Raw genomic sequence first — 12,680 nt, 5'->3', positions numbered from 1 at the left:
ACAAAAAAAGTGCCGTTAAAATTTGTTTGTAAAAAAAAAAAAAGTACCTTTGTCGCCTTTCATTTTTACTTTTTATTAGATTTATTTCAAACTGCACTGTCTACTAATGACATATGCAGTTTTTTTATTTTAGGGCCTTTGCAAACTCCCACATCACAATTCCGCCACATACACTTACATTAAGAGAATGCTTGGTTCCGAGCTGTGGAACTTCTAAGAATACATCAATATTAGGCAGTACCTCATCACCGATTCCTTCTACTTCGTTTCCTAAAATTAAAGCATATTTTTTTGACTTATCAATAGTGAAATCAGTAATCATTTGACTGCCAGTAGTCTGTTCAATTCCTATGATTTCATATCCTTTGCTTTTTAGCTCTGAAATAGCATTGTTGGTATCCTCTTCATGGGACCAGTCTACGCTTTCCGTTGCTCCTAATGCCGCTTTATGGATTTCACGGTGAGGCGGTTGTGGGGTAATTCCACAAAGAATTATTTTTTCAATTAAAAAGGCGTCTGCTGTTCGGAAGGCTGCACCTACATTGTGCATACTTCTGATATTATCTAAAATGATGACCAACGGAATTTTTTCAACTTTCTTAAATGTTTCTACATCTATTCTGTTTAGTTCCTCCAGTTTTAGTTTCTGTACCAATTGTATTATTTTGTTGAGATTAATTTTCTGTCTTTACGGTAATGACCTCTATTACCATTCCATTTGTTGCTGACAATTTTTTTCACACTGTAATCTGATGGATATAATACCTTGCTGTTTATCTATCTGTTTTAATAATCACAAGATAATAATAGCAGAAGGAGAAAAATTATTTCTGGCTATTTTATTTCAAAAATAGTAAAATACTTATACTTTAACTCAAAATTTTCGATTAAAAATTAATTCATTTTATTTCTCCTTATTTTTCATTTTTTGCTCATTATCTGATGAACATTCTTCTCAATATTTTGGGCTATGGTTTCCATTGGAATATCATTCTCGTCATTGTTGAAAGGATCTTCAATCTCTTCAGCAATCATTTCAAGACTCATCAGTACATAATACACGAAAACAGTAAGTGGTATCATGAAAAGTCCAATAGTAATAACATAAGCAATAGGAAGAGCAAGTACATAGAGGATAATGAACTTTTTGATAAATGAAGAATAAGAATAGGGAATAGGAGTATTTTTAATTCGTTCACATCCACCACAGACCTCCAAAAATCCTGAAAGTTGAGTATCTAAATACAACATTTCAACCTCTGAAATCTTGCCTTCTTTTTTGAGCTGATTCAGTTTATGACTTAGAAGGATGATAATTTCACTTGGACCGTGATTTTTTAAAGATTTTTCAATTTCTGAATAATCCTCGTCTAAGGCCAGACGGGTAGATTCTTTAGATAGATGTTTGGCTAAGAAGTGAGGGAAATATTTTAAATACCTTGAAATCTGTTCCGAGTCCTGGCGGTTGTCTCCAAGGATGGTATTGATTTTTATGGCGAAGTTTCGGGTGTCATTCACCAGTTTTCCCCATATTTTTCTTCCTTCCCACCATCTGTCATATGCAGTATTGGTTCTGAAAACCAATAGAAGGGAAAGTACAAATCCCAATAAGGAATGGATCATTCCCACATTGCTGATTCCTGATTTTGTGGTAAGATGAAAGTATTCCACTTCTAAATACTGAATTCCCCAGGAGTATAATCCTACCATAATCATACTTGGAAAAAGAATTTTCAGGGTATCACTTTTGTGTAAACTGAAAAGGATCTTAAGGAAATGCTTCGTGTTGTAAACTCTCATAAATTCGCTTAATACTACAAATATAATTTTTTCAGAATAAAGTAGGAAGTCTGAAGCTGGAAGAAGGACGTTATTGATGCCGAAGAGGAAGTTTAGGTTTTCCATAACAACTTTTTATAAAATGACGTATAGAAGTTTACAGACAAATAGTAACCTCCAGCCTCCCTCTTCCTGCTTCCAACTCATTCATCTTAATTTTCGCAGTTTTCAAAAAAACACTATTTTTATTTCACATTAAATACAAAATACATGATCCTCGAAAACGTAGATGTAGTCAATGATATCAGTAAGGAAGATTTTCAGAAGAATTACTTCAAAAAGCAAAAGCCTCTTTTAATCAAGAATTTTGCAAGCCGGTGGGAAGCTTTTGACAAATGGAATCTTGCCTATATCCGTGAAAAGGCGGGTGATCAGGAAGTTCCTTTGTATGATAATAAACCGGCTGATGCAGCTAAGAGCTCTGATGCACCGGTAGCCAACATGAAGATGAAGGATTATATTGATACCATAAAAAGTAAGCCTTCAGATCTTAGAATTTTCTTCTATATTATTACAGACAGGCTTCCTGAATTGCTTAAAAATTTCACTTATCCTGATTTGGGAATGAAGTTTTTCAAAAGGCTTCCTACTTTGTTCTTTGGAGGGAGTGAAGCTCATGTACTAATGCATTATGATGTGGATTTGGGTGACTTTATGCACATTCATTTCGAGGGAAAAAAGAGAATTCTGTTATTCGATCAAAAACAGTCTCCATTTTTGTACAAAGTTCCATTATCCGTTCATACCATCTATAATGTAGATTATGAGAATCCAGATTATGAAAAGTTTCCGGCATTGAAATATGCAAAAGGCTACGAAATCTTTATGGAACATGGGGATGCTCTTTTTATTCCGGGAGCTTTTTGGCACTTCAACAGATATCTAGAACCTGGGTTTTCACTATCATTGAGAACCCTTCCCAATAAACCGGATGTTTTTGCCAATATGTTGTATCATGTCTTTATTATGAGGTATACAGATAAGATTATGCGTAAGCTGTTTAAAGCTAAGTGGGTGGATTACAAACAAAAATGGGCTTATAAAAAAAGTTCAGAGGCTTTGGAGAAGCATTTGGGGAAGAGATAGACGGGAGAAGGAGACGGGAAGATGGAAGTTATTAACGTCCAAAAAGTAAGGTTGAGTCTTTTATAAAGATTACTTACCCAACATTTTATAGAATGCAGGATAGAAGTTTACAGGCCAGTAGTAACTTCCAGCTTCCTTCTTCTGGCTTCCAGTCCTTATTTATTAATCAACCCGAAAATCTTGGCATCCACGAACTTTCCTTTTTCAAAAAAGTAATCCCTAAGCGTTCCTTCTTCCTGAAAAGTTAAAGATGTCAGAAGTTTTTCGGAGGAAATATTAGCAGGATCAATAAAGGCATCCACACGATGTAATCTCATAGTCTCAAAACCAAATGTCAGGATGGGAAGAATAGCTTCTTTCATATAAGATTGTCTCCAGAAAAGAGGATTAAGTTCATATCCAATTTCAGCTTTGAAATGCTCTCTGTACCAGTTATGATAACCGCAAGTACCAATCACTTTACCATCAGATTTCAGTTGTAAAGCCCAACGGAATCCTTTTCCCTTCTCAAATTCACTGTTGAAATGCTGAATAATTTGTTGTGCGTCTTCAATCGATTGGAAGGCTTGAAGATCATAATATTCCATAACTTCTTCCAGAGAAAAATATTCAAACAGATCTTGGGTATCATTAAGGGTAAGCTGGCGCAGAATAAGTCTTTCAGTTTCTAAAACAGGAAATTTCATGAAGGTGATTTTATTGTGAAAATACAATTATTTCCTGATAGGGAAAAGTTATTCGGGGATAACCATGAAACAATTCTGTAACCCTGGATTTATTTTTTTAAATTTGGGGCTCATTTTTTACTATGGCAAAATCGAAGAAGGAAACCCCGTTAATGACTCAATATAATACCATCAAGGGAAAATACCCTGATGCGCTTTTACTTTTCAGGGTAGGGGACTTTTATGAAACTTTTGGGCAGGATGCCGTGAAGACCTCACAGATATTGGGTATTGTTCTTACGAAAAGGAATAACGGAGAAGGAAGTGTAGAATTAGCCGGATTTCCACATCATTCAATAGATTCTTATCTTCCAAAATTGGTAAGAGCCGGAATGAGGGTTGCTATCTGCGATCAGCTGGAAGACCCTAAAATGGTGAAAGGGATTGTAAAAAGAGGCGTTACAGAACTGGTGACCCCCGGGGTAACCTTTAATGATCAGGTTTTAAATTCCAAGAAAAATAACTTCCTGCTTTCTCTGCATAAGGAAAAAGAGAAATATGGAATTGCTTTAGTAGACATTTCTACCGGAGAGTTTTTGGTAAGCGAGGGTAATCTTGAAAAGTTACTGCATATTGTTAATACTTTCGATCCGAGTGAAATCATTTTCCAGAGAAGTGTACAGATTCCGGAGCAGATTAAGAATAAAAATGCCTTTAAACTTGAAGACTGGGCTTTTCAATACAATTTTGCTTACGAAAAATTAACCAGTCATTTTAAAACCAACTCTTTAAAAGGGTTTGGGGTAGAAACCCTTCCGTTAGCGATTACAGCAGCCGGCGCTATTTTTGCCTATCTGGTAGAAGATACTCATCACAACCTGCTTTCTCATATCACAAAACTTCAGATTATTCCTCAGGAAGATTATCTGATGATGGATAATTTTACCTTAAGAAATCTTGAGATTGTTTACCCAAGTAACCCACAAGGGAAATCATTGTTGGATATTATTGATAAAACCTCCACTCCAATGGGAGGTAGATTACTGAGAAGAAGAATTATTCTTCCTTTAAAATCGGTAGATGAAATTTCCAGAAGACTTTCCCTGATTGATTTCTTAAACGAAAACGATCATCTTAAATATGAAATAGGACAACTATTAAAATCAATTTCTGATCTGGACCGATTGATGGGGAAATTGGCTGCAGAGAAAATATCCCCTAAAGAATTGGGCTATCTGCGTCAGAGTCTGATTAATATTCATAAAATCAAAGCTTTATTGCATCCACATGCAGACGTGTTGGCTTGGCTAGAATCGTTATTTGATCTTGAAGAACTGATTAAATTCCTACAAAATCATCTTAATGAAGAGCTTCCCGTAAGTATTGCCAAAGGAAACGTTATTCAGAATGGAGTTTCTGAGGAATTGGACAGGTTGAGAAATCTTCAGAACAAAGGCCGTGGATTCCTGGATGAAATGTGCCAGAGAGAAATCGAAAGGACAGGTATTACGAGCCTTAAAATTGATTTTAATAACGTTTTCGGATACTATATTGAAGTCCGAAATACCCATAAAGATAAAGTTCCGGATGAATGGGTGAGAAAACAGACCCTTGTGAATGCCGAGCGATATATCACAGAAGAATTAAAGGAATATGAAAACCAAATTCTGGGCGCCGAAGAAAAGATAAGTGTTCTGGAAACTCAGCTGTACAGAAATGTATGTGCTGAAACCATGGTGTATATCGATCAGATTCAAGGGAATTCCAATATTATTGCACAGATTGATGTTGCAGCCGGGTTATCTGAACTAGCTGTTTCAGAAAGCTATACCAAACCTATTCTGAATAATGGTTATGCTATTGACCTAAAAGAAGCAAGACATCCGATCATTGAAAATGCTCTTCCACTAGGAGAAAAATATATTCCGAATGATATCTTCCTGGATAAAGACTCCCAGCAGATTATCATGGTGACAGGGCCTAACATGGCCGGTAAATCGGCAATTCTGCGTCAGACGGCTATCGTATGTCTTTTGGCTCAGATCGGAAGTTTTGTACCTGCTAAACATGCGGAGATTGGACTGTTGGACAAAATCTTTACAAGGGTAGGAGCAACGGATAATATTTCTGCAGGAGAATCTACTTTCATGGTGGAAATGAATGAAGCCGCCAATATCCTGAATAATATTTCAGAACGGAGCCTTATCCTTCTGGATGAAATTGGACGTGGTACTTCTACGTATGACGGAGTTTCTATTGCATGGGCTATTGCAGAATATCTTCATCAGCATGCTACACAGGCGAAGACTTTATTTGCCACGCATTATCATGAACTGAATGAAATGACGGTAAATTTTGAGAGAGTAAAAAACTTCCACGTTTCCATTCAGGAAAATAAAGGAAATATTATCTTCATGAGAAAACTGGTTCCTGGTGGCAGTGAGCATAGCTTCGGTATTCATGTGGCCAAACTGGCTGGTATGCCTGCTAAAGTAATTAACAGAGCCAATGAGATCCTTAAAACGCTTGAGGCAAGCAGAACTCAAGATGGAGGAACTTCGGAGAATATTAAAAGGGTAACTGAAGAAAACATGCAGCTTTCCTTTTTCCAGCTGGATGATCCGGTGCTGGAGAATATCAGGGAAGAGCTTACCAAAATAGATATCAATACCTTAACACCCATTGAAGCTTTGATGAAGCTCAACGCCATAAAAAAAATGATTGGAGGATAATCCAATCATTTTTCTTTTTCTAATTTAGAATGCTGATTAACAGCAATATCCGTCTTTACCTCTTGGGCCGATGATAAGGAAATGGCTTACCCCTCTGAGTTTACAGGTTCCTTCTGCACAGTTGGCTGCACCACCGTTGATTTCCTTAAGCTCAGCTTTTGTGAGTTTCTTTTTTTGAATGACTGCTTTTTTCATATCTTTTTAATTGGGTATCAATCTGTAATTAACAACAAGGTCCATCCTGAATTCCATAAACTCCATATAATTCTTCTCCGGTATTTCGGTCTGTACAGTTAATTACCCTCGGGCAGATAGGGCCTGCTCCGTTAATTATTTTCAGTTCACTCTTGGTGAGTTTCTTTTTCTGAATGTTTGATTTTTTCATAATAATTTAGTTTGGTTGTACTCAAATATACAAATTATTCAAATAACTCTATGAGTTGTGAAAAACTGTATCTGTGTAAGCTTATAAAAAAAAGAGAGCCTAAAGCTCTCTCATATATTTTATAAATGGTTGTATTCATACGTACGAACCTCACTGCTGGTTATATTGTTACCTGTCTTGTCATAATAAGTTCTGACATTTCTGGTAGGGTAGTCACTCGTATTATAATCGTAAGTGGATTTAAATATACCCCATCCGGCACCTCCATATACATCATTAAAATTGAGTTTTTGATTATAGTTTAAAACATTATGGACTGATCCATTTTCGTCTTCAGTATCAATAATTTTTAAATATCCTGTTATATTTTTATAAGGAGAATTTTTGGTATCATACACAATGGGTTGTAAGCTGCCTGTTGCAGCATAAAATCCAGTAGTACCAGAAATAGGAACGGATGCCGTTTCTGTCCAACTGTTTAGAGAGCCATCGGAGTTTAATATCGCATTTTTAGTTCCGGTGGTTACTGCAGAAGACATTGTAGAGCTTCTTTTGTAAGTTATTTTTACAGCAGTATTGGAAGTATAAGTATAATTAGCTTCATCTGTTGAGGTATCACCTGATGTTAAGCTATGCTGAATAGTTACTTTTTTAATCAGTCTACCGCTTCCGTCATAAGTATAATTTATTTTGAAAGTTGAACTTCCACCTGTGGCGATTTCTTCCGTAATTAAATCCCCGGTATAGGTATAAGTGGAAACTTCATTGGTATTAATGTTTTTAACCTGAGAGATTTTTGATCCGTTATAGCTAAATACGGAGGTCTCTCCATCTAGGTTTAATTTGGCGATTAAAACAGGGGTATTGGGAGTATTGTTTCCGTTGTTATTCCCATTATTATTAGGTGATGAAGTATCATCATTGCTGCTTGAGCAAGAAGCCAAAAATAAAATTGGCAGAAGCAAATAAGCTTTTTTCATGGTTTTTTTATTAAAAGTCTGTAAAAATATTAAAAAATCTATTGTAACTGAAAACAAAATCAATTTATCAATCAATAAATCTAAAAAAGATAGTTTAAAAGCCTTATTTGTTTTGTAGTAAATTGATTTACATTATTTTATTAAATTTGAATATGAAGAATCTATTAAGAATCCTAGCCATATTTCTATTCAGTATCGTGTGTAAAGCTCAGTATGCAAATGTTCCCGTTTTAAAATACGAAGACCTGGAAGAGAAAATCCAATTGGAGAAAGATAAGTTTCTGGTTGTTAATTTTTGGGCCACTATCTGCGCCCCCTGTGTGAAAGAACTTCCTCACTTTATAGAAATCAGTAATCAATATGCCGATAACTCTAAGTTTAAGATGATTCTGGTTTCATTAGACAGGCTGATGGATAAAGAAAAGGTTTTAAAATTTATTAAAAATAAAAATCTGACGGCTGAAGTTGTTCTTCTAGATGATATTAAAAGAATGAATACCTGGATTCCAAGGTTTGATAAAGAATGGGACGGAAATATTCCGGTAACGATTTTTTATAAAAACGGAGAGAAAGTACATTTCAATGATGGAGAAATGAGCAAGGAAGATTTGGAAAAGACAATTACTGAAAATTTACAATAAATTATTGATTATGAAAAATATAAAAACTTTAATAGCAGCTTTCATTGCTGGACTAGGTTTGTTAAGTTTCACGGCTATGAACCATGATAAAAATGAGCCTCAAAAAGAGACTATTTCAGCAGTAAAAGGCTATGAAGTGGGGGATGAAGCCACAGATTTTAAACTTAAAAACATTGATGGGAAAATGGTTTCTCTAAGTGATTTTAAAACAGCTAAGGGCTTCATTGTAATCTTTACCTGCAACCATTGCCCGTATGCCAAGAAATATGAAGACAGAATCATTGAGCTGGATAAAAAATATAAAAGTCAGGGATATCCGGTGATTGCCATTAATCCAAATGATTCGAATGTGCAGCCGGAAGATGGGTACCAACAGATGATAGAAAGGGCGAAACAGAAAGGGTTTACTTTCCCATATTTGGTAGATGAGGGACAAAAAATTTATCCACAGTACGGAGCGACAAAAACGCCACATGTTTTTGTGCTGCAAAAGGAAAACGGGAAGAATATTGTAAAATATATTGGAGCTATTGATAACAATTATGATAACCCGAACGATGTGTCAGAGTATTATGCTCAGGATGCCGTAAATAACTTGATAAAGGGAGAATCGGTGAAAATGACAAAAACTGTTGCGATTGGATGTACAATCAAAGTCAAGAAATAATATATTTGTCAGATTAAAAATCGGGGTTCTTTAGAATGCCGATTTTTTATGCGTAAACTTTAAAAAACATCAACATGAAATTCCAATTTAGTCTGAAATATCTGCTTGTCTCCATTTTTATTTTCCTTATTGAAGTCCTTATTGCTACGAAATTGAAGGATATTTTCTTTGTAAGAGCTTATTTAGGAGACGTTATTGTTGTTATACTTCTGTATACTTTAGTAAAAAGCTTTTTCAGGGTAAATAGTGAAAAACTTATTTTGGGAATTTTAGTTTTTTCCTGTTTTGTAGAGTTTGCCCAGTATTTCAATATTGCAGAAAAACTAGGCTTCCGTCCTGGAAGCCTGATGTATATTGTGATTGGAAACTCTTTCTCGTGGATTGATATTCTGTGCTATGCTGTAGGTTGTTTATTACTCTATCTGTTTGTAAAGATGACAAAAGATGAAAGTTTAACCTCAACATCCGCTTCCTAACCTCAGCTATCTTCCAAAACTGTCATATTTATCTTCAGCATATTTAATGAATCGGTTCAGTAGGGCTACATTATCCTTTTCCATAGGAGAAAGTTCGTGATCTACATTATTGGAAACCGGAATATACCAGTCTGTTTGCTCGAAAAAATCTCTGTATGTTTCTTTTTTAAAGGAATAACCATGTCTTGCAAATACGGAGTTTTTGATAATCTCAAGATCCAGTTTTCTCAGATTTTTAATGTCTTTTTCGTTGAGTTTTTGTTTGGAGGCATTCAGTTTAAAGACCGCATCAGAAGCAACCCGGTTCTTGGATGTTGTATAGCTTTCGGTTTTTCCATCGCTATCTGTATACTTTTCAACAAAATCTTTAGGATTGTTCCAGTCTACCAGATTTGAATCCGGATCAAGCATAAAGTTGGGGTTGTAGACAAAGTCTTTTTTGATGAGTTTAAGGGATTTCAGAGGGGCTTTTACTGCTTTTTTGTTGAAAGCATTCCATTTTCCTGTTAAACTGTCTCCATTCAGTTTAATCTCAAATCTGCCATCTGTTTTATCGTTTCCGGGTTCATCCAGAACAAAAGATTTTGAGGTTTCATTAAAAACGCCTCTTATGGGACGCTGATTTCCGTTCACAATGCTTTGTCCATAAACACTGTCTTGGGTAATTCTGTTGATTTTTATAGAGATTTTTTTGTAAACATTCTCGTCATATTCAGAGCCGTCTACGTCATCAACTATTTTTTCCATACCTGCAAAATCACCTGTGTAAACGCCATAATATTCTTTATGAACTTCAGGAATCACAACAGAATCTTTTTTTGCGGTTAGGGAATCTTTGTTGGATTCATTTATTTTTCCGTCTTTTTTACAGCTTAGCAGGGAAATTGTAAGCAGTGACATCAGTGTGTAATGTAAAGTTTTCATATCTGTTTTTTTGTAATTAAGTATTCGATGATAAGGATATTGGGAATCCAGCCCAGCCACGCAATGATTTGGTAAACGTCCATGGGATTGGGATGAAATAAATATACAATAATAACTTTCCACATTCGCAATGTGATGGCTGATAATGTAAAAGCAAAACTCCGCCACATCCATTGCTTGTGCTCTTTAAATCTTTTTTGCCTGGCCAGCTGATAAGCTTTGAAAGTGGAAAACCACCATAAAAAGCCCAGCATAACAAATGAAATCTTTGAGAGAAGCCCGCCATTGGCGAAAAATCCCATGTAAATTCCTGAAGGTGCGGCTAAAAGCAAAATGAGAAAAATATATACTTTTCCCATATTTCTGTGGAAGCTTTTCAGCCCGAAGTCTTTCCGGATAATGGCCAGAAACCCTGAAAGAAGCACAAAAATGCTGGTGTACACGTGAGTGTAGAAAAAATAAAGATATTCCGGCCTCTGTTCCACTTCAGTCTGTTTAATCATCAGGAAACTGATGTTGGGGTCCAAGGGAATATACTCCAGTGTTATTTTCAGCATCAGCCAAAAGAAATAGACAAATCCTAGAATAAGAAGGATTTTGAAAAATGTGATATTTCTTTTGGCTGAAAGCATTCTTTTTTAATCAAAATTAATAACGAAAGGGAGATTATACCAGCTTAATACAGGTGTTCCTTTGTATTCTTCCGGTTTCCATTTCTTCCGCATAGAGGTAAGAACTCTTTCTATTTCTTTATTGAAATCCTCATTATCTCCTGTTACAGAGACCTTTTCTATTTCTCCTACAACATTCACCGCAAACCTTGCGTTGGCTTTTATCTTTCCTTTTATACCTTTTATTTTATTTGTCTTTATTTTTCCAGCTGCTTCCTGCATAAATGCGCCTATTCCACCGGGATATTCTGCCGGCTTACGGGCTTCCGGGATAAAATGATCTCTGGAGTGATCCTGAGTTGGAGGAGTTTCTGTTTTATTTACTTGAGAAAAGCATAAGGTAAACCCAAATGAAAATAATAGAAATAGTAATTTTTTCATGTGTTATTGTTTTTATTCTGAATGATTTTTATAGAGTATTCAAATCCTGTGCAATCAGCCAGCCTTCACTCCAGCATGCCTGAAAATTGAAGCCTCCGGTTACTGCATCTATATTTAAAACTTCCCCTGCAATATAAAAATTAGGTAGAATTTTAGATGACATGTTTTTAAAGTTAATTTCCTTTAAATCAATGCCTCCGGCCGTTACAAACTCATCTTTAAATGTAGATTTTCCGGTCACCTGAAACTTTTTCTTACAAAGGGCTTCAAGAATTTTTTGCATTTCTTTTCCTGAAATATTAGCGACCTGTTTATTAAGATCCACTTTTGAAATATCTAAAATTTTCTGCCAGAATCTGTTCGTGATATCAAAGATTTTTGATTGCCCAATGGTCTTTTTAGGGTTGCTTTGTTTGAAATTTTGGAAAATGTCTTCTGCATCATTCATATCGATGGAAACAAAATTAACTTCAATTTCAAAATTGTATTTAAGTTTAGCAAGACTTATGGCTTCCCATGCTGAAATCTTCAGAACAGCAGGTCCGGAAAGTCCCCAGTGGGTAATTAAAAGAGGTCCGCTTTCCTCTGTTTTTAGCTTAGGAATTGAAATCCCTGCATTTTCAAAACTGGTTCCCGGAAGATCTTTTAAAAGGTCATCCTTAATATTAAAAGTAAAAAGAGAAGGAACAAGGTCTATAATCTTATGTCCCAGATTTTCAACAATTTTCAACGATTTTGGAGAACTTCCGGTAGTATACACAATATAATCTGCCTCAAAATCCCCGGAATTGGTTTTTACAAGATATTTTTCATCCTGTTTTTCAATCTCTTTTACACTGCATTTTGTTTGTACCACCACATTTTTCTTTTGAACTTCATTCAAAAAAGTATTGATGATGGTTTGTGAAGAGTTACTCTCAGGAAAAGTTCTGTTGTCATTTTCAATTTTCAATGGAACATTTCGTTGATTGAACCATTCCATAGTATCTCCCGGCTGGAATTTTGAGAATACACTGAGTAATTCCTTATTTCCGCGAGGGTAGAACTGTACCAGTTCTCTTGGATCAAAGCAGGCGTGGGTCACATTACACCGCCCACCTCCGGAAATTTTAACTTTCTGAAGGACATCCGAGTTCTGTTCTAAAATCGTAATCTTATATTTCTTTTCGTCTAGATTAGATGCGCAGAAAAAGCCTGCAGCACCACCTCCGATAATGATGATCTGTTTCATGT

Annotated in this window: 15 protein-coding genes; 5 read left to right on the top strand and 10 right to left on the bottom strand. The window is 35.5% G+C overall.

Annotation, left to right across the window (positions count from 1 at the left end; translation table 11 throughout):
- Window positions 1-124: 124 nt before the first annotated feature.
- Together CHSO_RS02500 and CHSO_RS02495 are read right to left on the bottom strand one after the other, a co-directional pair.
- A complete protein-coding gene (locus tag CHSO_RS02500) occupies window positions 125-655 on the bottom strand; it encodes an RNA methyltransferase (RefSeq protein WP_045492025.1) in 531 nt (176 codons plus the stop codon).
- A 266-nt stretch (window positions 656-921) separates the two neighbouring features.
- The gene (locus CHSO_RS02495; protein ID WP_232509141.1) at window positions 922-1,905 is read right to left on the bottom strand and encodes a bestrophin family protein; all 984 of its coding nucleotides are present in this window, start codon (window positions 1,903-1,905) and stop codon (window positions 922-924) included.
- 144 nt (window positions 1,906-2,049) lie between these two features.
- On the opposite strand from CHSO_RS02495, the gene CHSO_RS02490 reads away from it, so the two are divergent.
- Entirely contained in the window at window positions 2,050-2,925 is an 876-nt protein-coding gene (locus tag CHSO_RS02490) for a cupin-like domain-containing protein (RefSeq protein WP_045492023.1), read from the top strand.
- 155 nt (window positions 2,926-3,080) lie between these two features.
- Here CHSO_RS02490 and CHSO_RS02485 read toward each other — a convergent pair whose 3' ends face one another.
- Window positions 3,081-3,611, bottom strand: a complete 531-nt coding sequence (locus CHSO_RS02485) for a GNAT family N-acetyltransferase (protein WP_045492021.1) — start codon at window positions 3,609-3,611, stop codon at window positions 3,081-3,083.
- Between the two features lie 122 nt (window positions 3,612-3,733).
- Here CHSO_RS02485 and mutS point away from each other — a divergent pair, with 122 nt between their 5' ends.
- Window positions 3,734-6,322: a DNA mismatch repair protein MutS gene (gene mutS, locus CHSO_RS02480; RefSeq protein WP_045492019.1), complete on the top strand. Its 2,589-nt coding sequence runs from the start codon at window positions 3,734-3,736 to the stop codon at window positions 6,320-6,322.
- A gap of 36 nt (window positions 6,323-6,358) precedes the next feature.
- On the opposite strand, the gene CHSO_RS25535 is transcribed toward mutS, so the two are convergent.
- From CHSO_RS25535 to CHSO_RS02475, 3 genes are all read right to left on the bottom strand, one after another.
- Complete coding sequence (locus tag CHSO_RS25535) at window positions 6,359-6,517, bottom strand: class IIb bacteriocin, lactobin A/cerein 7B family (protein WP_144428840.1); 159 nt, start codon at window positions 6,515-6,517, stop codon at window positions 6,359-6,361.
- Between the two features lie 28 nt (window positions 6,518-6,545).
- Window positions 6,546-6,707, bottom strand: coding sequence for a hypothetical protein (locus CHSO_RS25785; protein WP_171817587.1), 162 nt, complete (start codon window positions 6,705-6,707; stop codon window positions 6,546-6,548).
- A gap of 119 nt (window positions 6,708-6,826) precedes the next feature.
- On the bottom strand, window positions 6,827-7,687 hold the full coding sequence (locus CHSO_RS02475) for a hypothetical protein (protein ID WP_045492017.1): 861 nt from the start codon (window positions 7,685-7,687) through the stop codon (window positions 6,827-6,829).
- 152 nt (window positions 7,688-7,839) lie between these two features.
- Between CHSO_RS02475 and CHSO_RS02470 the strand changes: the two genes are divergently transcribed.
- From CHSO_RS02470 to CHSO_RS02460, 3 genes are all read left to right on the top strand, one after another.
- Complete coding sequence (locus tag CHSO_RS02470; protein ID WP_045492015.1) at window positions 7,840-8,328, top strand: TlpA family protein disulfide reductase; 489 nt, start codon at window positions 7,840-7,842, stop codon at window positions 8,326-8,328.
- A gap of 10 nt (window positions 8,329-8,338) precedes the next feature.
- Entirely contained in the window at window positions 8,339-8,995 is a 657-nt protein-coding gene (locus CHSO_RS02465; protein WP_045492012.1) for a thioredoxin family protein, read from the top strand.
- Between the two features lie 74 nt (window positions 8,996-9,069).
- A complete protein-coding gene (locus CHSO_RS02460) occupies window positions 9,070-9,471 on the top strand; it encodes a DUF2809 domain-containing protein (protein ID WP_045492010.1) in 402 nt (133 codons plus the stop codon).
- Window positions 9,472-9,477: 6 nt separating this feature from the next.
- Here CHSO_RS02460 and CHSO_RS02455 read toward each other — a convergent pair whose 3' ends face one another.
- From CHSO_RS02455 to CHSO_RS02440, 4 genes are read right to left on the bottom strand one after another with little or no spacing between them, the layout of a single operon-like run.
- The gene (locus CHSO_RS02455) at window positions 9,478-10,395 is read right to left on the bottom strand and encodes a YARHG domain-containing protein (protein ID WP_045492007.1); all 918 of its coding nucleotides are present in this window, start codon (window positions 10,393-10,395) and stop codon (window positions 9,478-9,480) included.
- Window positions 10,392-11,027, bottom strand: coding sequence for a DUF2306 domain-containing protein (locus CHSO_RS02450; protein WP_045492005.1), 636 nt, complete (start codon window positions 11,025-11,027; stop codon window positions 10,392-10,394). The genes CHSO_RS02455 and CHSO_RS02450 overlap by 4 nt, the downstream gene beginning before the upstream one ends.
- 6 nt (window positions 11,028-11,033) lie before the next feature.
- Complete coding sequence (locus CHSO_RS02445) at window positions 11,034-11,447, bottom strand: hypothetical protein (RefSeq protein ID WP_045492003.1); 414 nt, start codon at window positions 11,445-11,447, stop codon at window positions 11,034-11,036.
- A 28-nt stretch (window positions 11,448-11,475) separates the two neighbouring features.
- A complete protein-coding gene (locus CHSO_RS02440; RefSeq protein WP_045492001.1) occupies window positions 11,476-12,678 on the bottom strand; it encodes an NAD(P)/FAD-dependent oxidoreductase in 1,203 nt (400 codons plus the stop codon).
- Window positions 12,679-12,680 lie beyond the last annotated feature (2 nt).

The sequence above is a fragment of the Chryseobacterium sp. StRB126 genome (assembly GCF_000829375.1).
GTDB lineage: Bacteria > Bacteroidota > Bacteroidia > Flavobacteriales > Weeksellaceae > Chryseobacterium.
The sequence above is the reverse complement of the archived record's forward strand: the minus strand, read 5'-3'. Positions and strand labels throughout refer to the sequence as shown.

Excerpts from the sequence above, each read along its gene's own strand:
- CHSO_RS02495 (WP_232509141.1), bottom strand. The coding sequence starts at position 1,905 with ATGGAAAACCTAAACTTCCTCTTCGGCATCAATAACGTCCTTCTTCCA.
- CHSO_RS02485 (WP_045492021.1), bottom strand. The coding sequence starts at position 3,611 with ATGAAATTTCCTGTTTTAGAAACTGAAAGACTTATTCTGCGCCAGCTT.
- CHSO_RS02465 (WP_045492012.1), top strand. The coding sequence starts at position 8,339 with ATGAAAAATATAAAAACTTTAATAGCAGCTTTCATTGCTGGACTAGGT.
- CHSO_RS02460 (WP_045492010.1), top strand. The coding sequence starts at position 9,070 with ATGAAATTCCAATTTAGTCTGAAATATCTGCTTGTCTCCATTTTTATT.
- CHSO_RS02455 (WP_045492007.1), bottom strand. The coding sequence starts at position 10,395 with ATGAAAACTTTACATTACACACTGATGTCACTGCTTACAATTTCCCTG.
- CHSO_RS25785 (WP_171817587.1), bottom strand. The coding sequence starts at position 6,707 with ATGAAAAAATCAAACATTCAGAAAAAGAAACTCACCAAGAGTGAACTG.
- CHSO_RS02475 (WP_045492017.1), bottom strand. The coding sequence starts at position 7,687 with ATGAAAAAAGCTTATTTGCTTCTGCCAATTTTATTTTTGGCTTCTTGC.
- CHSO_RS02450 (WP_045492005.1), bottom strand. The coding sequence starts at position 11,027 with ATGCTTTCAGCCAAAAGAAATATCACATTTTTCAAAATCCTTCTTATT.
- CHSO_RS25535 (WP_144428840.1), bottom strand. The coding sequence starts at position 6,517 with ATGAAAAAAGCAGTCATTCAAAAAAAGAAACTCACAAAAGCTGAGCTT.
- mutS (WP_045492019.1), top strand. The coding sequence starts at position 3,734 with ATGGCAAAATCGAAGAAGGAAACCCCGTTAATGACTCAATATAATACC.
- CHSO_RS02470 (WP_045492015.1), top strand. The coding sequence starts at position 7,840 with ATGAAGAATCTATTAAGAATCCTAGCCATATTTCTATTCAGTATCGTG.
- CHSO_RS02445 (WP_045492003.1), bottom strand. The coding sequence starts at position 11,447 with ATGAAAAAATTACTATTTCTATTATTTTCATTTGGGTTTACCTTATGC.
- CHSO_RS02490 (WP_045492023.1), top strand. The coding sequence starts at position 2,050 with ATGATCCTCGAAAACGTAGATGTAGTCAATGATATCAGTAAGGAAGAT.
- CHSO_RS02440 (WP_045492001.1), bottom strand. The coding sequence starts at position 12,678 with ATGAAACAGATCATCATTATCGGAGGTGGTGCTGCAGGCTTTTTCTGC.